Consider the following 19,911-nt stretch of genomic DNA (forward strand, 5'->3'; position numbering starts at 1 on the left):
TTAGAATCTATGACCTGGAAAGGACGATCACATATGAGAATGCTCATGCTTGTCGTGTTGGCACTCGCTGTCATCAGCGGCTGTAACAACAAGACTCAGGACAAAAACGCATCACCCTCTCCTCAAAATAAACAGGGAATGTCCGCTACTTCCACTGAACACAACCGGGTGTCGTTAAAATCTGCAGGGAAGTCTGCCGTTCGCGCAGCGGAAGATACTACTAATTTGTCCATTAAAGATCATCTCGAAGCCATGGCCGAAAAAGTGGCAGGAGTCAAAAAAGCACATGTCGTCGTGTTTGGCAATACCGCTGTGGTCGGCATCGACGTCGATGGCAAGCTTACCCGCTCCCGGGTAGGCAATATCAAATACTCGGTGGCAGAAACGCTGCGAAAAGATCCTCGTGGCAAGAACGCGCTTGTGACTGCGGATATGGATCTTTCCAACAGAATTGCTGAAATCGGCCAACATATCAAAAAAGGCGAGCCTGTATCCGGCTTTGCATCCGAGCTGGCCGATATTGTCGGACGCATCATTCCTCAGCTTCCCAAGGATGTAAAAACAAAGACTCAGGCACCGCCAGCCGCGCCAACCTCCAAGCACTGATTTAATCAGCCAGCTTTCCCCATAACTCAACATTTTCTGCATAAAATGAATAAAAAGCCTAGTGAGAAGCTCACTAGGCTTTTTTTCATACAGCATCCGGACACAAGCAAATGTGCCCTGTTCAAGAACCGGAAGGCCGGCAACTGCAGCATTCAATTGGATAAATAATGGCTGAGTGCATGGTGCAACTGCTTCGGACATCTTCCCGACCTCCTGTACAGGTTCCAGTGTACTCTATTATATTAGGCAGCTTCGCAAATATTGCACCCAAGTTTAAGGTTTTGCTTTTTCTGCGCTATCCGTCGTAGTCGCCGGCAATCCTTTGCCAGCAATTTCATCCTTCAGCGCTTGCTTCGCCTTATCCAGTTCGGCTTCATCCACATACACGTAAGGACTCTTCCATGTACCGGTGACCGGCATGAATTTGACGTTCTCCTTATTAACCTTCCAGTACGTTGCGATCATATTCTTCAACTGATCATTTTCGATATCCGTCTCCATGTTTTTATCCATGGCATCCAGAACACCGCCAAGGCTTGTCACACCTTTAAAGGATTGCATTTTATCAATCAGGGCATGCAGGACTTCATTTTGTCTGCGGTTGCGGTCAAAATCATCGGAAGCCTGCGTTTTCGGACGACAATTGGATTTGCGGTAACGTACATAATCCAGCGCATCCTTCCCTTCAAGCTTTTGCTCGCCCTTCTTGAGATTGATGTCTGTTCCGTCCGCTTTATCCCTGTAGCACATATTCATGTCCACATTGATGTCCACGCCCCCAAGAGCGTCGACCGCGTCACGGAAGCCCTGAAAGTTAAGGACCGTTGCATAATCAATCGGAATATCCATATATTTACTGAGCATGGTTTTCATTTCATCCTCAGCTTTTTTACCGCTCTTTTTCTCTTCCGAGAGGAAAATCGGGTAGTAGGCATTTGCCTTATTTTCCCTGTAGCCCTTGAGCTCAATCTTCGTATCCCGCGGAAGTGAAACGACGGTAACTGTTTTGGTATCTGGATTAAACGCCGTCACCATAATCACATCGGATAGATGAGTGCCTGTCTCAGGACGGTAGTCCGTACCCAGGAGGAGCATGGTCACCGGCTTCACCTTGGCTGATTTTTCGGCTGGAACCGGTGTGTTATTGCCAGTATCCAATACGCCGCTGTCAGCTTTGTAGTAAAGATACGCAACATATCCCGCTACGGCCAACACAGCCAAAATGATGATAATCAGTACAAATTTCAGGAACGTCTTAAATCCGCTCTTCTTTTTTTTCTTTTTTGGCGGCTGTTTGTTCTGTTTGCTGCCACTTTGAGATCGTGGAGGTAGATTGTTATTGCTGGGACTCATCTCAAACACCTTTTTCATTTATTTTGAGTCATTCTCTCTATAAACGATGCCAGTCGTTAAAAAGTTGCCGAAGAGCCGGATCCATACGGCTGCTTAACCTCGTTTACCTGCTGTCTCTGCTTTTTTCTTTTGACGGGCTTCCACAAAATAACGGACCCGCACCAGAAGCATTAAAGCGACCGCGACGAGCAGGCACTGGATGATCGGAAGCTTGTCGTGCTGAAACACAAGCAGCATGCCCGAACCAATGGCCATCAGGATATACAGCAGAATTTCTTTCAACAAAGGAAGCTTCTGTCTGACACGAAATACCTTGTTATAGACATACGTAATCAACACGAAAATGACAATGTAAGACACAAGCGAATGCGATGCAAACCAGGCTTGCACGTGCGGTACACTCCTTTCGAGAACAGGTCAAGAGCCTGTACGTTCATTACAGATTGGTTTCAGCCATCTTGCGGTGCTTCTCTGCGCGTTCACGTTCACTCTTGTTCAAGATCTTTTTGCGAAGACGAATCGATTTTGGCGTAATTTCGCAAAGCTCATCGTCATTCAAATATTCAAGAGCCTGTTCCATCGAGAAGATAATTGGTGTTTTCATTCTCACCGTTTCTTCTTTGTTCGCAGAACGGATATTGTTTACCGCTTTTTCTTTACAAATGTTAACGACAATATCATTGTCGCGTGTGTGCTCTCCAACGATCATGCCTTCGTAGATCTCGGTTCCCGGCTCCATGAACAAGGTTCCGCGATCTTCAATACCCATCATACCATAAGTTGTGCTTGTGCCGCCTTCGCTGGCAACGAGCACGCCTTGGTGACGTCCGCCAACCTGTCCGCCAATCAGCGGTCCATAACTGTCAAATGCATGGTTCATGACGCCGTAACCGCGCGTCAAAGTCAGGAAGTACGTACTGTATCCAATTAGACCCCGAGCTGGAATGAGGAACTCAAGACGAACCTGTCCATTACCGGAGTTAACCATATTAACCATTTCGGCTTTACGAGATCCAAGGCTTTCCATTACAGGTCCCATGCTCTCTTCTGGAATATCAATCAGAAGACGTTCAATCGGCTCCATTCTCTTACCTTCGATTTCACGTACAATAACCTCAGGCTTCGATACTTGCAGCTCGTAACCCTCACGGCGCATATTTTCAATCAAAATACCCAAATGGAGCTCACCGCGACCAGAAACAATAAATGCATCCGGGCTATCGGTTTCTTCCACACGCAAACTCACGTCCGTTTCAAGCTCTTTCATCAGACGCTCGCGCAGCTTACGGGAAGTAACCCATTTGCCTTCGCGTCCTGCGAATGGACTGTTATTCACAAGGAATGTCATTTGCAGTGTTGGTTCATCGATTTTGAGAACTGGCAATGCTTCCGGATTTTGTGGATCAGCGATGGTTTCACCGATGTTGATATCTTTAATACCTGCAATAGCAACGATATCGCCTGCGCCGGCTTCTTCCATTTCAATACGTTTCAGACCTTGGAAGCCAAACAGCTTTTCAATACGGGCTGTTTTACTTTTGCCGTCGCGCATAATAACGGTTACTGATTGACCTTGCTTGATCACGCCGCGGTTAACGCGTCCGATGGCAATACGTCCCAGATATTCGTTGTAGTCCATCAAGGTTACGAGGAACTGAAGAGGTTCTTCTACGTTTTCAGTAGGATGAGGGATGTGATCCGTAATGGTTTCATACAATGCAAGCATGTTATCATCCTGTTTCTCAGGATCCATGCTGGATGTTCCGTTCAGTGCAGATGCATAAACAACAGGGAAATTCAATTGATCATCATTGGCGTCGAGCTCGATGAACAGGTCCAGAACTTCATCAATTACTTCTGTTGGACGTGCTGCCGGACGGTCAATTTTGTTTACTACAACAATCGGAGTAAGGTTTTGCTCCAAAGCTTTGCGTAGTACGAATTTGGTCTGCGGCATGCAGCCTTCATATGCATCTACGACAAGCAGTACACCGTCAACCATTTTCATAATCCGTTCAACCTCGCCGCCGAAGTCAGCGTGTCCCGGTGTATCCAAAATGTTGATCAGATAATCTTTATACGTAATAGCCGTGTTTTTGGCCAAAATGGTAATTCCACGCTCACGCTCCAGGTCATTGGAGTCCATGGCCCGCTCCTGCAAATGCTCGTGTTTCCCAAAAATACCTGATTGTTGCAGAAGCTGGTCTACTAGTGTTGTTTTACCGTGGTCAACGTGGGCAATAATCGCAATGTTGCGAATTTTATCTCTTGAATGCATGACTTTTATCCAGATCCTTTCCCTTTCAAATCAATGCGAATGTGTTTCACCAAAAGAAGCGCCGGGCGGTAATGCCGACGACGCTTCAACATATCCCTTATATTATAGTGAATTTTCAGAAAAAAACAAGCATTTTTACAGAAAATAGAATAAGCTGTCAAAGCGGGTTACCAACCGCCATATCCCTTTTTCCGTCCCGTTCTTCCTCTTCCCAAAATAAACCAAAGGCCCAGCACAATGAGCAGAATTGCGAGCACATAGATGGCTCCTGTATGCAGCAAGGTGAAGAAAAGCAGAACGAGTGATACCAAGCCCAGAATCAGTGCAAATGGCAGCACACCAGCCGGTTTAGGTGAATCGAACAAATAATATTCGTACGCACCGACAGCAATGCCTAGCAGAAGCACAGGCCACAGAAATGACATCATCCCCCAGCCCCAGAGGTTGCAGATACCAAATAGAAGACCATATACCACCAGAATCCCTCCTGGTATGAGTACAGCTGCACGCGCCCTCCCGCTGAAATACAGCAAATGAATGAGCAGTCCGACCACTACAATGGCAAGCGGCCAGAGTGTGCGTCCCAGGATTCCGAACACGCCCAGTTTTCCCAGCAGAATGACAAGCCCCGCCACCACAATAAACAGACCCAGTTTTACATCGTTCTTGGAGGACATTTTTCCCCACCCTCTTTTCCAATATACCTTACACATCTGCTCCAGCAGGATACGACATGTTTTCACCTTTAGTTTATCTGAAAAAGAGCGAAAAAACCATATTCGTCCCGTAAATTTTTTACTGTCCGGAAACACCAAAAAAGCCGGTTTTCACCGGCACTTGAGACATGGCTATGAGCGCCGAAGCGGCAGCTTTTTAAAACTTCCGGCTGCCATGACCAGAATGGTCAGAAGAATCGGCAGCAGCTTATGCAGCGACGGCATGACCGATGACAGCATGATCCCCATTCTGGAGTCATGCAGCAACATTTCTCCAGCTGTATAGCCCAGAATACCCGCACCCAAATACACGAGTACAGGATAGCGGTGAAGTAGACCGACAATCAGATTACTGCCGAAGACAACTATGGGTATGCTAATGGCGATCCCGATCACAATAAGCGCCAAATCTCCATTGGCTACACCGGCTAGCGCCAGCACATTATCAAGACTCATAATAAAATCAGCGGCCAAAATACTCCGTACCGCTTTCCAAATAGAGGCTGACTCCCCCATCCTTACATCGTCCTTGTCATCTGCCAGCAGCCTGAATGCAATCCAGAACAGCAGAAATCCTCCAGCAGCCTGCACAAAAGGAATTTTCAAAAGAATCACGGCCGCGAACGTTAGTATGCATCTAAGAACAACTGCCCCCAAAGCCCCCCACCACACGGCCTGCTTACGCTGTTTCGGCGGCAAGTTTTTGCTTGCTAACGCAATCACCACGGCGTTGTCTCCGCTCAGAACCAGATTAATCATCAGGATCTGTACAAGCAGCCATATCGATTCCAACAGTCAACACCCCCACTACTACTCCTATGCTCCTGTTGGCCAGGCTATGCTTGACTCTCATTGAAAAATTATCCTATAATGAATGCGATTTGCTATATGGTATGGACTAAAATCATTTCTTTGGTTCATTCTATATTAGACTCCGTTTACAGTCATGATGAGGAGTGACCTGATGTGGAAACATCAATACTTGCCTTTTTGGCAAAATTAGCTAATATCGTGTTTCTTGATCTTATTCTAGCTGGCGATAACGCTATCGTCATTGGCCTTGCTGCGAGGAATCTGCCATCCTCGACTCAGAAAAAGGCCATTTTTTATGGAACCGGCGGCGCCGTGCTGCTGCGTATCGCGGCCACGATCATTGTGGTCTGGCTGCTGAAAATCCCCTGGCTGCTTCTCGTTGGAGGAATTCTGCTCATAGGCATTGCCTACAAGCTTCTGGCAGACAATGATGATCATACCGATGTCAAGGCGGGACGTACACTCTGGGGCGCTATACGAACCATCATCGTAGCGGATGCAGCCATGGGACTGGATAATGTTATCGCGGTTGCCGGAGCGGCGCAGCAAAATATTATTCTCGTCATTCTGGGACTCTTAATCAGTGTTCCGATTGTCGTCTGGGGAAGCACTCTATTTATCAAGCTTATCGACCGTTTCCCTTGGATTATTTATTTGGGATCAGCAGTACTCGGATATACCGCATCCAACATGATAACCGAAGAGAAGAGACTGCATCCTTTCTTCGAAGATCATCCCGCCATTCGTATCCTATTTATTATCGTTGTCATTGTTGCTGTACTCGTGACAGGATACATGAAGAAACGTTCGGACCAGCGAAAAAAGGGAAACGAGAATTCTTACAGTTAAAGAAAAGGACCTCCAACGCATGATTGGAAGTCCTCTTTTATTATTCATTAAAACCATTCTTCATCGATTCCGTCCTCACGGTCCGCTTCAATGACCGAATCCAGAGTCAGCACAACGGTTTCCGTCCGCCCCACCGCTTCCTCAAGCATGGTCTGCAGATTGGTGAGCGATGCTTCTATCCGTTCTACAATGCGAAGATTCGGATTGGTTGATGGGGACTTCGGCACAAATATGGTGCAGCAGTCTTCATAAGGCAGTATCGAAAGCTCGTACGTACCGATCTGTTTTGAGACTTCGATAATTTCGCTTTTATCCATCATAATAAGCGGACGCAGCAAAGGCAGCTCGGTAGCACGCCCGATTACATTCATGCTTGGGAGCGTCTGGCTGGCCACTTGTCCAAGACTGTCGCCTGTAACAATAGCGAGCGCTCCTTCGCGTTCTGCCAGCATGGTGGCAATACGCAGCATCGAGCGACGCATCAGAGTAATAATCAGATTATCCTGGCCATGACCTGTAAAGGAGGTCTGGATCTCGGTGAAAGGCACCAGATGTATTTTGACTTCACCTGTATATCCCGACAGTACTTTAGCGAGCTCCATGACTTTTTCTTTGGCCTTCCGACTGGTGAATGGATAGCTGTAGAAATGGACGCATTCCACCTCCAGCCCACGGCGCATGCTGGTAAATCCGGCTACAGGACTATCAATACCGCCGGACAAAAGCAGCATCGCTTTACCGTTGCTCCCGCGTGGAAATCCGCCAACTGCAGGAATGACCTCACAGTAAATATAGGTACCCTGTTCTCTGATCTCTACCCGCAGCTGCAGCTCCGGTTCCTTCATGCTTACTTTTAACGAGTCAAATTTTTTCAATATGGGTGAACCGACCAGATGATTCATCTCATGAGATGAATGCGGGAAGGCTTTCCATACTCTTCTGGCTGTCACCTTGAAGGTCGTTTCCTTTTGCAAATCCATCTGCTCCAAAAACGAGGCACTTGTTTCAACTATTTTATCGAGTTGTGATGGGCAGACGACTACCGGACTGATGGAATAAACGCCAAATATTTTTTTGAGCTCATCCGTTAATTTGCCATGATCTTCCCCATTCAAGGCAACATACAATCTTCCATACTCTTTCTGAATTTCAGCTGCGGGATAAGAAGCAAGTATGGATTGTATATGTGTTATGATCGTCTTTTCAAAACGGTTGCGGTTTTTTCCTTTTAGTGTGAATTCTCCGAAACGGAGCAATAACATATCATAATTCAAGCTCATTTCATTCCTTCCTGTCTAAGCGGCTGCAACCTGCTCACTGCCGCATCAAGCGCTGTGAGCAGCTGCTTTACATCTTGATGTGTATTGGTCATCCCCATGCTGATCCGGATTGCACTGGATGCTGCATCCTCGCTGCGTCCCATGGCGAGCAGTACCCGGCTTGGTTCAGTGGTTTTGGAGGAGCAGGCAGACTTGGTGGAAACCAGCATGCCATGTTCCTCCAGAGTGTGGAGCAGCACTTCTGCTTTCATTCCGGGGAACGACACATTGACAATATGAGGAGCCCCTTCCTCAAAGCTGTTCGGCTCAAGGCTCGGTGTTTTTCGAATCCAGTCAAGCAGGATGTCTCTATAGGCACCCACTTCCTTCATGAAAGCTTCTGTTTGTTCAGCAGCCATGCGCATCGCCTTGGACATCGCAACAAATCCGGGAATATTCTCGGTTCCCGCTCTAAGTCCTGATTCCTGCTTGCCGCCGGACAGCAAAGGATGAAGAGTGAGCCCTTCACGCTTATAAAGCACTCCCGTTCCCTTCGGCCCGCGGATCTTATGCGCGGACAAGGTATATAGATCAGCTTGCCACTCCTCCAGATCTACAGGCAGTTTACCGAATCCTTGTACACCGTCAATATGGAAAACGGTTAAAGGATTTGTGTTCTTAAGAACTCGTCCAATGTCAGCAAGCGGTTGTATGGCTCCCGTTTCGTTATTGACATGCATCACACTGACCAGGATGGTATCCTTCCGCACAGCAGATGCAACATCTGCGGGGTCTATCATCCCTTTTGCATCCACAGGCAAAAAAGTAATCTCATAGCCCTGCTTTTTCAGATCCAGACAGCTGTCATAAACGGACGGGTGTTCAATCTGCGTCGAGATGATATGCTTTCCACGGCCCCCATACTGCATAGCCGTACCTTTAATCGCCATATTATTGCCTTCGGTGGCACCCGAAGTCAGAATGATCTCGGCTGGCTTTACATTCAGGGCACCGGCGCATACTTCTCGGGCCCGCTTGATCAGTTTCGCGGCATCCTCTCCCATTCTGTGAATAGAGGAAGGATTGCCGTAATGCTTTTTCATAACCTCGGCCATCGTTTGAATGACCTCATCATATGGCGGCGTGCTTGCCGCGTGATCCCAATATATCATGTTGATTCATCCTTCCGCTTCCGGTTTCCGGACAATATAAAAAGATCAAACAGGGGTCATGCTGTTAAAGTGCCCTTCATTCGCTGCCGTTCTCCCCATTTGATCCCATATTTAATATTCGATGTTAAACTTCGTATTTCGAGCGTGCGTTAGCAATCTTGCTAATGTATTTTCTCGTCTCCTGCGGCAGCATCCCCAGTTTGTCCATCAACTGATCATCGGTGGTTACCCCTAGCTTGGCAAGTCGGTTAGGCCCAGCATTGTACGCTGCCAAAGCCATATTCTCCTGGCCGTTAAACCGCTTAATCTGGTATGACAGATAACGGGTACCCGCGTCGATATTCTGGGCAGGATCGAATGGATCACTTACACCAAGACCGGCTGCGGTTCCATCCATCAGCTGCATAAGCCCTTTCGCTCCAGCCGAAGATACCACATTGGGATTAAAGGAGGATTCTGTATCGATTACTGCTTTAATCAGCGCTTCATCAATGCCATATTTTTTACTGGCTTGCTGTATTAAATCATCATAGCTGGTCGGACCGGACTTATCTGCCGAATGACCGCTGTTCACAAACTGAAGCTCAGATGCCTCCGATTCAGCTACTGTGCCTAGCTGCTGCCATAATAAGCCGTCACTGTAGGAGACACCTGAAACAGTTGGAAGCACAGAACCATCTATACTGGAGTTATCACCAGAAGATGAGTTGACAAGCTGCTGTAAAATGACGCCAAAATCAGAGCTGCTTCCATTTGCTAAAATATCCTGCAGCAGCTCGTCTCTATTTTGAATACGGCTGTTATCCTGAAGTGAAGCCAGCTGCTTCGCGGTTGCCGAATCGATTTGCATGGATAAAACCTCTTTTTCTTCAGAGTGATAGTTTGGTTCGTTTCCGTCATTTTACCATGTTTATGGGAGTTAGCGCCATATATCCACAGAATTATATTATACATTATCATAGCTGTATCATCTAATGAAAAACGCCCTTCCGCTGAATTGACAGCCTGAAGGACGCTCCAATGCTTTATTTAAGCTCTTGAATGTTACCGGGCAAAAGGAATAAGAACAAAATAGCTGATTGTTGCCAAAATACCCAAGCCCATACCCCAAGCACCCCATACCTTGCTTCCTTGACTGTACGCGTAATAACCGGTCACAGCTGCGATCGGTCCGAGCACAATGGACCACATAAAAAGGGAAGCAATACCAAAAGCAAGACCGACATATCCAGCTGTTCTTCCATTGGTTCCTTCCTTTTCCCGATCCTCATCATCATCGATCTCATAGCGGCCTGATCTTGGAGGCGCTACCTCAGCGGCATATTCCTCTTCATGATTGTCGCGGCGCGGATAATCTCTGCGGATCCGTTTGGGTGCATGCTGTCTTTCTCTTTCATGCTGCTCATGCTCTTCGTGTTCATGAAAATCGTCCATCAGAATACCTCCCTATAGTTGGTTGGTCTGAAGATACATTGATTAATGTGATGACTTTGAGATGGTTTTTTAAGAAGATTTCGGTTTGAATGTCAAGCAGCATGTGGCTGAGGAGTTATCTGCATAGTCTTTGTGTTCTGCAAAATGCTCACTGCCAAATTCTTCACTGTATTTTGCAGATGCATGCTTGTCGATCTCAATCAGGATCTGCTCTGCTTTACACACATTCTGCTCTCCCCAATAACCGCAATTGCTGACACTGCATTTGACAATAGTTCTTGTATCACTCATTTTTAGGATCACCTCAGATACCATTGTCTCCTTGCTTTCTTCCCCCTATACGAGCGGACCCCTGTCAGTTGCTGGCGGGAATTCATAATCCAAGAAGGTCTTCTATCCTCTCACCAGATGTGGGAAATCCACAGCATAAAATAAAAAAAGATGCCCGGCCTGCGGACATCTTTATCATGTATGATCAAAAAGATTTATTATGGTTAGGCGTGAGTGCGCTGATTTTGCATTCTACGCTCTGTCAAATAGTCGCTTTCGTAGTAAGTCAGGTCATCTCTGAGGTCTTCAAACACTTTTGTAATGTCCAGGACGATGTCCCGCACCGGGCGCACCGGTTTCGCTCTGAAACGGATTGCATCTTGTCCGGTATAAGCGTATCGGCCATCTTCTGAATAGCTTTCGCTTTTTGGATAGAAAAAGTTATTCACGCAGTGGTGATATACATGATAGAGAGCCTTCTCAGCAAATTCCATATCAAAATTCGCACGGCGCAGCACGACTCCAAGCTTCTCTGAAGAAACTTCGCTGAAAACAAGCAGATGGCGCAAATCCGAAAGAAACCCTTTGTAAAAATGCAGTGTTTCTTCATTTGGTTCTGCCGCGAGCTGCGAAAGCGAATACTCGTTCAGAAATACCTCAAGTTTATCGATTGCATATTTCAGCTTCTCTTTCGTGGTCTCACACAATTTTTGAACATTACCTGCTGACATCGCTAATTTGCTCCCCCTTAATGGTTCCTTCAGTCCAATTGCTCATCATACAATTAAATCGCTTTACAGCATCATTTTTCCATGTACTATCCTATCATAAAACAATGATGAGCGGTATCCCTTTCTGCAATCCCATTGGACAAATATTGGGTACTACATTCGCGGCCATGAAACCGGGGTATAAAATAGGCCTCCTCTCCTCACGATAAAGGTAATTTCATTTTCAGGAGGTTTATCTTATGTCCCGTCGCACATGGGCAGGTCTTGGTATCGCGGCAGCAGCCGCTGCACTGATTATTGTCATGCAGGTGCCGCACTCCACCGATACCCACACCCGCAAGCAAGCTTCCGAGCCGGTCATCCCGAACCCGAAGCAAGAACATCTTTCCAAGCAAAGCTTAATGGCACAGGATATCGCTTCCACCGATCATTTAACGCGCCTGGATGCCAAGCAGCATCTGACATCGATGCTCACCAAGCTCGCACAGGCTGGACCCGCTCAAGTCTCTGACTATGTGCGGAAGCTTCAGCAGTCACATGATCACTTTACCATGATTATATGGCAGGATGCGAAAAAAGGAAAACGTCAGGAATATACTATTACGAAAAGCAACTGGAATGCTGCCGACCGGAAAATCTTGAAAGGATATCTTGATCAAGCCGAAAAGAGTATCGGCAAACAGCATTCATATGAGTCCACCTCCTTTAAAATGGATGGAAAAGAGTATTTTGTAATCGCTGAGCCTTCAAAACAAACACCGAAGCAAGGCGTTATTGCTCTTATGAATCAGCGAATCCTGACAGAAGTAGCCAACCACCAAAAGAAAAACCTGAGGCTGATCCCTTATCCGAAAGAAGGAAAATACAAGGTCGAATCCGTTCATGCCGATACACTGCGGGATATTACCGTACGAACCGGTCATGACAATGAGAAAGCCAGCCATTTTTATGAAAATGAAATTGTAGTCCGTTTCCGCCAGGATCCCTCCCGGCAGGATCTGAACCGGATGATGAGTGAGCTCAGGGCTGAATCCTCACGAAAGCTGGGTTATGCTTATGTGTTTCATGCCAGTGGCATGGATTACAGTCAGCTCAAATCATATTTCATGAAAAACTGGAACCCTCAGTACGTTGAGCCCCATTATTTATACATGACCAATGACAAGGTAAAAGAGTCCACGAGCAGTCTGCCCAATGTTCCAAATGACCTGCTGTTCGCCAAATATCAATGGAATCTGCCTGCCATCGAAACAAATCAGGGCTGGGATTTATCCAGAGGCAGCAAGGACGTCATTGTCGGTATCGTTGATACAGGTGTTGATATCGATCATCCGGACCTGCAGGGACAGCTTCTGACAGGGTATAACGTTATTAACCCCGACTCTGATCCATTAGATGACGTAGGACATGGAACCCATGTATCAGGAATCATCGGTGCACTCGTGAACAATAACGAAGGCGTTGCCGGAATCAGCTGGTACAACAAAATGCTGCCGGTAAAAGCGCTTGATAAATCAGGATCCGGAACAACCTATTCTGTAGCCGAAGGTATTATCTGGGCTGCTGACAACGGAGCTAAAGTCATTAATATGAGTCTTGGCAACTACGCCGATTCCCAGTTTCTCCATGATGCGGTGAAATACGCTTATGACCGCGATGTTGTACTTGTAGCTGCTTCAGGAAATGACAATACCGAGCGGCCTGGCTATCCGGCAGCTTATTCCGAAGTTCTTGCGGTTGCAGCCACGGATTCCAATATGAAGAGGGCATCCTACTCTAATTACGGGGATTACATCGATGTAGCTGCGCCCGGAACCAGCATTGCCAGCACATATCCAGGCAACCAGTACGCGGCCTTATCGGGTACTTCTATGGCAAGCCCTCATGTTGCCGCCATGGCCGCTCTGATCCGCTCCCGAAATCCGGATCTCACCAACAAGCAAGTCATGGATATTATGCGGAGCAGCACAGTGGATTTGGGCCCAAAAGGAAGGGACAAATACTACGGGTACGGACAGATTGATATTTATAAAGCATTGCAGGCTGCAGGCACTACAGAAGCACCATTACAATTTTGGCCGCAGCATGTTCAGAAGAAAATGGATTCTGTAATTCAAAATAACAAATAGCATGTTAGAAAAAAAAAGCAATCCGGCCTTTTTAAGGCGGATTGCTTTTTTGACTGCAAAATCTCTCAGCATCAATTTTATAAACACCGGAAACACTCTTGAAGCAATATGTCTTCTGTGAATTTTCTTCGAAGACATTTTTTATGGTGTGTTACAGATTTGATTAACGTCTGCCTCTGGCTCTAGAAACCTGCGCACCGCGTTTCACGCTGTTTGTGGAAACGGAGCAGTTTTGATCACTTTCAACGTAGTTGTATACATGTTTTGGTACTGGAACACAGTGATGTCTTTTTACCACTTGAACTGTGTGAACCACCGGTACGATTTGCGGGTAGTAGTAATCCTGAACAATCACAGTTGGATCTGTATAAATCGGATCCGCTGGAGGACATTGGAAGCAATGGTTATACATTTGCAAGCAGCTCCTTTCGTTGATTTAGTACAGTTTATTATGTTGGAATCCTCTTCGTTTGTACGTTTGTCCTTGATATAGTGTTATTTGACTAAATCAGGCTCGTCTAGATTTAAGCCGCCGGGTAAACGCAAAAAGACGGCATCACCGGTTTAACCGGGATGTCGCCTTGGCTTGTATCATGTTTAATAATACTGTTGCAGTTAGGAAAGTTTTACGTAAGCCGGGTTCTGTGCTCTTCGCGGTACAGACGGGAACTACCCTCCCGCGGATAAGCGACAATCATCTATCTAGGCCAATCATTGCTAATTGGCTCAAGCGACCAACCCGAACGCGCCTCGGGCTAAGGCTGCTTCTCAGGGAAGCTGCGTTCCATTAGGTCTTGCTCCAAGTGGGGTTTACCAGGAACGAAGTCACCAGCGTTCCTCGGGGTCTCTTACACCTCGGTTCCATCCTTGCCTGATCCGCTGTAACAGCGGCCATCGGCGGTCCATTTCTGTGGCACTATCCTTCAACTCGCGCTGACTGGACGTTATCCAGCACCCTGCCCTATGGAGCCCGGACTTTCCTCTCGCGGCGCCTTACGCGCCACCAGCGATTGTCTGTCAAACTTTCCGGACAACATTGTATAGTATACATGGAAAAGCGAAAGGTTTCAATCCTCATCGCCTTCCAACGTTAACGGATTTTCCCTTCCAGCTTAAAATTACATAAAACGGAATGGTTCTGTGTTGATGCGGGACGCGATAACCTTGGTTTCATAACGGTTTTTTTCCAGTATTGCACTCATCCATTCCGCCACTTTCACCTTCATGATCTTCTCGGCATTATGTCCCGGATCAATGAGTGTGATGCCGGCATGGAGCGCATCTTGAGCTGTGTGATAATCCACATCGCCGGTTACCAGAACATCTGCGCCGCGGAAGCGTGCCGCCGGATAGTAACGGCTGCCGGATCCGCCAATTACGGCTGCCTTCTTGATAATCCGTTCAGGGTCGCCTATCACGCGTACATGAGGCACATCCAGTTTTTCCTTAACAATCTCTGCAAAAGCGGCAAGCGTTAGCTCCTGCTCCAGCTTTCCGACTCTTCCAAGTCCGAAGGCATGTCCCTTCAGATCAAGCGGGTAGATATCATAGGCTACTTCCTCATAAGGATGGGCTTTGAGCATCGATTGGATGACACGGTTCCGGATTCCTTGCGGCACGATGGTTTCAATGCGAATCTCCTCCGCCTTCTCCAATTTCCCAACAGATCCAAGGAATGGTTTCGTTCCTTCTTGAGGCAGAAAGGTTCCGGTTCCCTCCACATTAAAGCTGCAGTGGCTATAGTTACCGATTGCGCCAGCTCCTGCTCCAAGTACAGCTTCACGTACCTGTTCCGAATGGGTCTTAGGGACGAACACAACCAGCTTGGACAGCTGCTCACGCTGAGTTTCTTCAATCGGCACCGTCTGATGGATGCCAAGCGCTTCTGCCATCCAATCATTCATGCCGCCTTCTGTAATATCCAGATTCGTGTGTGCGATATATACGGCGATATCATTTTTAATTAATTTCTCGTACAATTTTCCCATTGGCGAGTCTGTGTTCAGCTGCTTCAAAGGACGGAATATGATGGCATGGTGGGCAATAATCAGGTTAGCCCCGACGCGTATCGCTTCATCTACCACTTCGTCGTTAACGTCCAGCGCTACCAATACGGCTTGGATTTCTTTTTGCAAGCTTCCAAGCTGAAGTCCAATTCTATCTTTATCATCAGGGTAGGCCAAATGTTTGGGAGCCAGCTGCTCCATGTACTGAATTACAGTCTGTCCTTTTGCAAACATGTGAGTACCTCCTTAATTTGATCGATTTCCCGCTTCAATTGCCGCGATTTAACTTCTACGGATTCCTGCTTTGAAGCTGACAACGACTCGAGAATCCCATGAAGCTTATCAAGCTCGCTGTTCCATTTATCGCTCAGTACAGACGTTGGTTCCTTAAGCAGCCATGGCCCCATGCGTAAAAGGAGCTCTGATGTAACCGTGAAGGTGCCTTTTCCATTACTGACGGGCCATTCCTGTTCCTCATACAACATTCGACTGCTGATCCGCTCATCTTCATGCTCGGGAACTGCCGTCAGAATCTCATAGATTTTCCCATCTTCCTCGAGAATTTTCTCGGACGTAAGCAGCCAGCCATGCTCCATCAGCCAGCGGCGGAGGATGTCTTCGCCAACGTTCGGCTGCAGGATAAGCAGCTGCACATCTGTTAGCTTGTCCAAGCCATTATCAAGAATGCTGGCAATCAAGCTACCGCCCATACCGGCAATTGTAATCACATCTACTTCTCCGGCTTCAATTACCGCCAGCCCGTCACCGCATCTGACTGCAATTTGACCTTGAAGTCCAGCTTCAGCTACCTGCTTTGCTGCGGACTTGAACGGACCCTGATTCACTTCACCTGCAACGGCCTGCACTACCCGGCCAGACTTCACTGCTGCCACAGGCAGCAGTGCATGATCCGAGCCGATATCAGCCAAACGGCTATGCTCAGGAATTAGCTCCATAATCATCTCTAATCTTCTTGATAATTTCATGTCGCACCCACGTATCCATTTTATTTTTCATAAGCTTTTTCTACCGTAACAAATTCGGATCTTAGACTGCAAATATACATGACTTTCCCCGTCAGCTCTTGGCTCTGGCATTCCATAAAGGCATAATTATTATTTGCATTGCCCCTCAAAAAGAGCTAAAATAAAAACAAATAAAGGAAATAGTTCTAAAAGAAAGAAAATCAGTTTCTCTCAGATTTATGTCCATTTGAAAAAAAAGACCTTACTGCCGAAAGTCTGCAGAAAGTCAGATGAATTGTTTTATTCGAGAAAATCTTTCAGACGTTTACTGCGGCTAGGATGACGCAGTTTACGGAGTGCCTTGGCTTCAATTTGACGAATACGTTCACGGGTTACGCCAAATACTTTGCCTACTTCCTCAAGTGTTCTCGTCCGGCCGTCATCAAGACCAAAGCGGAGACGAAGAACATTCTCCTCGCGTTCTGTCAGCGTATCCAGCACATCCTCAAGCTGTTCCTTCAGAAGCTCGTAAGCCGCTGCATCCGCTGGAGCCAAAGCTTCCTGATCCTCGATAAAATCGCCAAGATGCGAATCGTCCTCTTCACCGATTGGTGTTTCAAGCGATACCGGCTCTTGGGCAATTTTCATAATCTCCCGAACCTTTTCAACGCTGAGTTCCATTTCGGCCGCAATTTCTTCCGGCGTCGGTTCACGCCCCAATTCTTGAAGCAGCTGACGGGATACCCGGATCAGCTTATTTATCGTTTCAACCATGTGTACCGGTATCCGGATTGTTCTAGCCTGATCCGCAATGGCGCGGGTAATGGCCTGACGAATCCACCATGTCGCATAGGTACTGAACTTGTATCCTTTTTTGTGGTCAAACTTCTCAACGGCTTTAATAAGGCCCATATTGCCTTCCTGAATCAGATCCAGGAACAGCATGCCGCGTCCCACATAGCGCTTGGCGATACTGACCACCAGACGCAGGTTGGCTTCAGCCAAACGCCGCTTCGCTTCTTCGTCACCGTTCTCGATTCGTTTAGCAAGCTCAACCTCATCGTCAGCCGACAAGAGAGGTACCCGGCCAATTTCCTTTAGATACATCCGTACCGGATCATTAATCTTAATACCCGGCGGCAGGGATAAGTCGTCGTCAAAGCTGAAATCATCACTATCATTGTTTTCGTGGTCCTCGGACGGACGGTGCATACCGTTATCGTCTTCATCATTCTCGTTGACCACATCAATCCCAATATCGCTCAGATGCTCATAAAACTCATCCATCTGTTCAGGGTCTTGATCAAACGGCGATAATTTCTCCATAATTTCTTTGTAATTTAAAGAAGATCTTTTTTTACCCTGTTCAATCAGTTGGTCTTTTACCTGATCAAGCGTAAATTCTGTCTCTAGTTCAGTATGCTGATCATTCGCCATAACTCGACTCCCTCCTCCCTAGAAACATTCAAGCCTGTTCTTTACTGTCTCTCTAGGGCTATAATCTCACTTGCAATTTGTGCAGCACGCAGAAAGTCCCCTGACCGCTCGGCAATGATCATTTCTTCTTTCTTCTTATCGATCTGCCGCTTCTGCGGAACTTTCTGTACTTCCCGAATACAATCATCCAACTCCTGAATGTTCCACTCCGGTGGAGTGTCCATCATGGAGATGGAGCTAACGGTCTTCTCCAGACGGTCATCATGTAGGGATGACATAAAACGGCTGATATCCGGAGGTTTGCCCTGTGCGTAGTAGGCATATAGATAAGCAGCAATGGCTGCATGATCATCAATGTTGAATGCGTCACCGAGCCGTTTTTCCACATAGGTTGCAGCTTCGGCATCCTGCAGCATCATGGCCAAAAGGCGCCGTTCTCCGGTATGGTATGCCGGCAGCAATGTTGGAGCAGAAACCTGCCCTTTTTTATGCCTACCATTATTCCACCTTTTGTCGTTATTATCCCCATCCGGCATGTTTTTTTGCATGGACTGGCGGATCTCGTTGCAATCCTGCTTGAGGCTTTCAAATGAAAGCTGAAGTTCGGAGGCAAGTTCTCTTAGATAAACTTCTCTCTCGGTCGATGAGGGCAGAGCCGCAATAATCGGGAGCACTTCCTTCGTATATGCGATTTTCCCATCTTCTTCTAGCAGTATATGGTTTTTTTTCAGATATATAAGCTTAAATTTTGTGGTGGATACGGCCCCGTCTATGATTTGCCGGATAAAACGTTCCGCACCATATTTCTGGATGAATTCATCCGGGTCGAGCCCTTCATTCAGAACAGCAATTCTGATAACGAGACCCACGCTCTCCAGCAGCGGAATGGCTTTCATTGCCGCAGCTTGTCCGGCACGGTCACCGTCGTAACAAATCACAATTTCGTCAGCCATCGTTTTCATGAGTGCCGCATGACTTTCCGTCAAAGAAGTACCCATTGTTGCAACACCGTTTTGTACTCCAGCCTCCCAGGCCGATATTACGTCCCCGTACCCCTCGAATAAAACGATTTGCCGCAGTTTGCGGATTGACGGTTTGGCCTGATGAAGATTGTACAAAATCCGGCTTTTGTTAAACAGTTTGCTTTCTGGTGAATTTAAATATTTCGGCTGCCCGTCGCCAAGGATTCTTCCCGCAAAAGCGATAATTTTACCATTGCGGTCACTGATGGGAAACATAACGCGGCCTCGGAAACGGTCAAGAAAATCATCGCCCTCATGTCGCTTGGACAGAAGTCCGCCTTTTTCCATCTCGTGCAATTCAAAGGATCTTTTGGTTAAAAACTGAACCAGCGTGTCCCAACGATCCGGCGCGAAGCCGATTTGAAATTGATCGATCACCTTGTCGTTAAAACCGCGAGAGCGCAAATAATCCATCGCCGCTTTGCCGTGCTCCGTATTCTTGAGCAAAAAGTTATAAAACTTGGCAGTCCATTCGTAGGCCTGAAGCAGCCGGTCTCTCTCCGGATTCGGAGGTATCACCACAGCCCCTTGTCCTTCCGGAAGTGCAATGTGACTTTCTTCTGCCATGGTCTTGACGGCTTCGGGGAAGGATAGTCCTTCGATTTCCATCCTGAATTTGATGGCATTTCCACCTTTGCCGCAGCCGTAGCAATAGAAAATCTGCCGATCCGGCGTTACCGTAAAAGAGGGGGTCTTCTCCGAATGAAACGGGCAGAGGCCCTTCATATATTTCCCCTGCTTGGTCAGATGAACGTACCTGCTTACCGTATCGACAATATCATGCTGCTCGAGCACGGCATCGATAATTTTTTCCGGAATATTACCCTGTCCGGCATTCATCTAAACCACCTTCATCTCTTTTAGGCACGTA

Annotated in this window: 19 protein-coding genes and 1 other RNA gene; 3 read left to right on the forward strand and 17 right to left on the reverse strand. The window is 47.1% G+C overall.

Features of this window, described 5'->3' with window-relative positions; all coding sequences use genetic code 11:
- The first annotated feature begins 33 nt into the window (after positions 1-33).
- Positions 34-606, forward strand: coding sequence for a YhcN/YlaJ family sporulation lipoprotein (locus E6W40_RS16905; RefSeq protein WP_136606523.1), 573 nt, complete (start codon positions 34-36; stop codon positions 604-606).
- A 273-nt stretch (positions 607-879) separates the two neighbouring features.
- Here the strand turns inward: E6W40_RS16905 and E6W40_RS16910 are convergent, their stop codons facing one another.
- The 5 genes from E6W40_RS16910 to E6W40_RS16930 all read right to left on the reverse strand — a co-directional run bounded on the left by E6W40_RS16910 (position 880) and on the right by E6W40_RS16930 (position 5,745).
- Positions 880-1,959: an LCP family protein gene (locus E6W40_RS16910; RefSeq protein ID WP_136607045.1), complete on the reverse strand. Its 1,080-nt coding sequence runs from the start codon at positions 1,957-1,959 to the stop codon at positions 880-882.
- A 93-nt stretch (positions 1,960-2,052) separates the two neighbouring features.
- A complete protein-coding gene (locus E6W40_RS16915) occupies positions 2,053-2,349 on the reverse strand; it encodes a YlaH-like family protein (RefSeq protein WP_136606524.1) in 297 nt (98 codons plus the stop codon).
- A 46-nt stretch (positions 2,350-2,395) separates the two neighbouring features.
- Positions 2,396-4,237, reverse strand: coding sequence for a translational GTPase TypA (typA, locus tag E6W40_RS16920; RefSeq protein WP_136606525.1), 1,842 nt, complete (start codon positions 4,235-4,237; stop codon positions 2,396-2,398).
- Between the two features lie 167 nt (positions 4,238-4,404).
- Positions 4,405-4,914 carry a hypothetical protein gene (locus E6W40_RS16925; RefSeq protein ID WP_136606526.1) on the reverse strand — a complete coding sequence of 170 codons (510 nt, stop codon included), beginning with the start codon at positions 4,912-4,914 and terminating at the stop codon, positions 4,405-4,407.
- Between the two features lie 171 nt (positions 4,915-5,085).
- A complete protein-coding gene (locus tag E6W40_RS16930; protein ID WP_136606527.1) occupies positions 5,086-5,745 on the reverse strand; it encodes a TerC family protein in 660 nt (219 codons plus the stop codon).
- Between the two features lie 174 nt (positions 5,746-5,919).
- Here E6W40_RS16930 and E6W40_RS16935 point away from each other — a divergent pair, with 174 nt between their 5' ends.
- Positions 5,920-6,615 (forward strand): TerC family protein, encoded by a 696-nt coding sequence (locus tag E6W40_RS16935; protein ID WP_136606528.1) that lies wholly within the window; start codon positions 5,920-5,922, stop codon positions 6,613-6,615.
- A 47-nt stretch (positions 6,616-6,662) separates the two neighbouring features.
- Here the strand turns inward: E6W40_RS16935 and thiI are convergent, their stop codons facing one another.
- The 6 genes from thiI to E6W40_RS16965 form a co-directional block, all read right to left on the reverse strand.
- A complete protein-coding gene (gene thiI, locus E6W40_RS16940) occupies positions 6,663-7,889 on the reverse strand; it encodes a tRNA uracil 4-sulfurtransferase ThiI (protein WP_136607046.1) in 1,227 nt (408 codons plus the stop codon).
- A gap of 2 nt (positions 7,890-7,891) precedes the next feature.
- The gene (locus E6W40_RS16945) at positions 7,892-9,046 is read right to left on the reverse strand and encodes a cysteine desulfurase family protein (RefSeq protein ID WP_136606529.1); all 1,155 of its coding nucleotides are present in this window, start codon (positions 9,044-9,046) and stop codon (positions 7,892-7,894) included.
- A gap of 124 nt (positions 9,047-9,170) precedes the next feature.
- A complete protein-coding gene (locus E6W40_RS16950; RefSeq protein ID WP_136606530.1) occupies positions 9,171-9,896 on the reverse strand; it encodes a lytic transglycosylase domain-containing protein in 726 nt (241 codons plus the stop codon).
- Positions 9,897-10,090: 194 nt separating this feature from the next.
- Positions 10,091-10,480, reverse strand: a complete 390-nt coding sequence (locus tag E6W40_RS16955) for a hypothetical protein (protein ID WP_168928956.1) — start codon at positions 10,478-10,480, stop codon at positions 10,091-10,093.
- Between the two features lie 69 nt (positions 10,481-10,549).
- A complete protein-coding gene (locus E6W40_RS16960; protein WP_136606531.1) occupies positions 10,550-10,771 on the reverse strand; it encodes a DUF1540 domain-containing protein in 222 nt (73 codons plus the stop codon).
- Between the two features lie 203 nt (positions 10,772-10,974).
- Positions 10,975-11,481 (reverse strand): YpuI family protein, encoded by a 507-nt coding sequence (locus E6W40_RS16965; protein WP_136606532.1) that lies wholly within the window; start codon positions 11,479-11,481, stop codon positions 10,975-10,977.
- 239 nt (positions 11,482-11,720) lie between these two features.
- On the opposite strand from E6W40_RS16965, the gene E6W40_RS16970 reads away from it, so the two are divergent.
- A complete protein-coding gene (locus E6W40_RS16970; protein WP_136606533.1) occupies positions 11,721-13,610 on the forward strand; it encodes a S8 family peptidase in 1,890 nt (629 codons plus the stop codon).
- Between the two features lie 163 nt (positions 13,611-13,773).
- On the opposite strand, the gene E6W40_RS16975 is transcribed toward E6W40_RS16970, so the two are convergent.
- The 6 genes from E6W40_RS16975 to dnaG all read right to left on the reverse strand — a co-directional run bounded on the left by E6W40_RS16975 (position 13,774) and on the right by dnaG (position 19,880).
- A complete protein-coding gene (locus E6W40_RS16975) occupies positions 13,774-14,022 on the reverse strand; it encodes a hypothetical protein (RefSeq protein ID WP_136606534.1) in 249 nt (82 codons plus the stop codon).
- 204 nt (positions 14,023-14,226) lie between these two features.
- Positions 14,227-14,636, reverse strand: an RNA gene (gene rnpB, locus E6W40_RS16980) — RNase P RNA component class A.
- A 92-nt stretch (positions 14,637-14,728) separates the two neighbouring features.
- Positions 14,729-15,850: a Nif3-like dinuclear metal center hexameric protein gene (locus E6W40_RS16985; RefSeq protein ID WP_136606535.1), complete on the reverse strand. Its 1,122-nt coding sequence runs from the start codon at positions 15,848-15,850 to the stop codon at positions 14,729-14,731.
- Entirely contained in the window at positions 15,826-16,602 is a 777-nt protein-coding gene (locus E6W40_RS16990; protein ID WP_136606536.1) for a tRNA (adenine(22)-N(1))-methyltransferase, read from the reverse strand. The genes E6W40_RS16985 and E6W40_RS16990 overlap by 25 nt, the downstream gene beginning before the upstream one ends.
- A gap of 279 nt (positions 16,603-16,881) precedes the next feature.
- Positions 16,882-18,018 (reverse strand): RNA polymerase sigma factor RpoD, encoded by a 1,137-nt coding sequence (rpoD, locus tag E6W40_RS16995; protein ID WP_136606537.1) that lies wholly within the window; start codon positions 18,016-18,018, stop codon positions 16,882-16,884.
- A gap of 41 nt (positions 18,019-18,059) precedes the next feature.
- Complete coding sequence (gene dnaG / locus E6W40_RS17000; protein WP_136606538.1) at positions 18,060-19,880, reverse strand: DNA primase; 1,821 nt, start codon at positions 19,878-19,880, stop codon at positions 18,060-18,062.
- Positions 19,881-19,911: the final 31 nt, after the last annotated feature.

Origin of the sequence: Paenibacillus dokdonensis (assembly GCF_004916975.1) — a bacterium.
Taxonomy (GTDB): Bacteria; Bacillota; Bacilli; order Paenibacillales; family Paenibacillaceae; genus Paenibacillus_AQ; species Paenibacillus_AQ dokdonensis.

What these genes read in the sequence shown, in the direction of transcription:
- E6W40_RS16910 (WP_136607045.1), bottom strand. Translation starts at nt 1,959, where the DNA reads ATGAGTCCCAGCAATAACAATCTACCTCCACGATCTCAAAGTGGCAGC.
- dnaG (WP_136606538.1), bottom strand. Translation starts at nt 19,880, where the DNA reads ATGAATGCCGGACAGGGTAATATTCCGGAAAAAATTATCGATGCCGTG.
- E6W40_RS16950 (WP_136606530.1), bottom strand. Translation starts at nt 9,896, where the DNA reads ATGCAAATCGATTCGGCAACCGCGAAGCAGCTGGCTTCACTTCAGGAT.
- E6W40_RS16905 (WP_136606523.1), top strand. Translation starts at nt 34, where the DNA reads ATGAGAATGCTCATGCTTGTCGTGTTGGCACTCGCTGTCATCAGCGGC.
- E6W40_RS16945 (WP_136606529.1), bottom strand. Translation starts at nt 9,046, where the DNA reads ATGATATATTGGGATCACGCGGCAAGCACGCCGCCATATGATGAGGTC.
- E6W40_RS16970 (WP_136606533.1), top strand. Translation starts at nt 11,721, where the DNA reads ATGTCCCGTCGCACATGGGCAGGTCTTGGTATCGCGGCAGCAGCCGCT.
- typA (WP_136606525.1), bottom strand. Translation starts at nt 4,237, where the DNA reads ATGCATTCAAGAGATAAAATTCGCAACATTGCGATTATTGCCCACGTT.
- E6W40_RS16925 (WP_136606526.1), bottom strand. Translation starts at nt 4,914, where the DNA reads ATGTCCTCCAAGAACGATGTAAAACTGGGTCTGTTTATTGTGGTGGCG.
- E6W40_RS16955 (WP_168928956.1), bottom strand. Translation starts at nt 10,480, where the DNA reads ATGGACGATTTTCATGAACACGAAGAGCATGAGCAGCATGAAAGAGAA.
- E6W40_RS16960 (WP_136606531.1), bottom strand. Translation starts at nt 10,771, where the DNA reads ATGAGTGATACAAGAACTATTGTCAAATGCAGTGTCAGCAATTGCGGT.
- E6W40_RS16975 (WP_136606534.1), bottom strand. Translation starts at nt 14,022, where the DNA reads ATGTATAACCATTGCTTCCAATGTCCTCCAGCGGATCCGATTTATACA.
- E6W40_RS16985 (WP_136606535.1), bottom strand. Translation starts at nt 15,850, where the DNA reads ATGTTTGCAAAAGGACAGACTGTAATTCAGTACATGGAGCAGCTGGCT.
- rpoD (WP_136606537.1), bottom strand. Translation starts at nt 18,018, where the DNA reads ATGGCGAATGATCAGCATACTGAACTAGAGACAGAATTTACGCTTGAT.
- E6W40_RS16965 (WP_136606532.1), bottom strand. Translation starts at nt 11,481, where the DNA reads ATGTCAGCAGGTAATGTTCAAAAATTGTGTGAGACCACGAAAGAGAAG.
- E6W40_RS16990 (WP_136606536.1), bottom strand. Translation starts at nt 16,602, where the DNA reads ATGAAATTATCAAGAAGATTAGAGATGATTATGGAGCTAATTCCTGAG.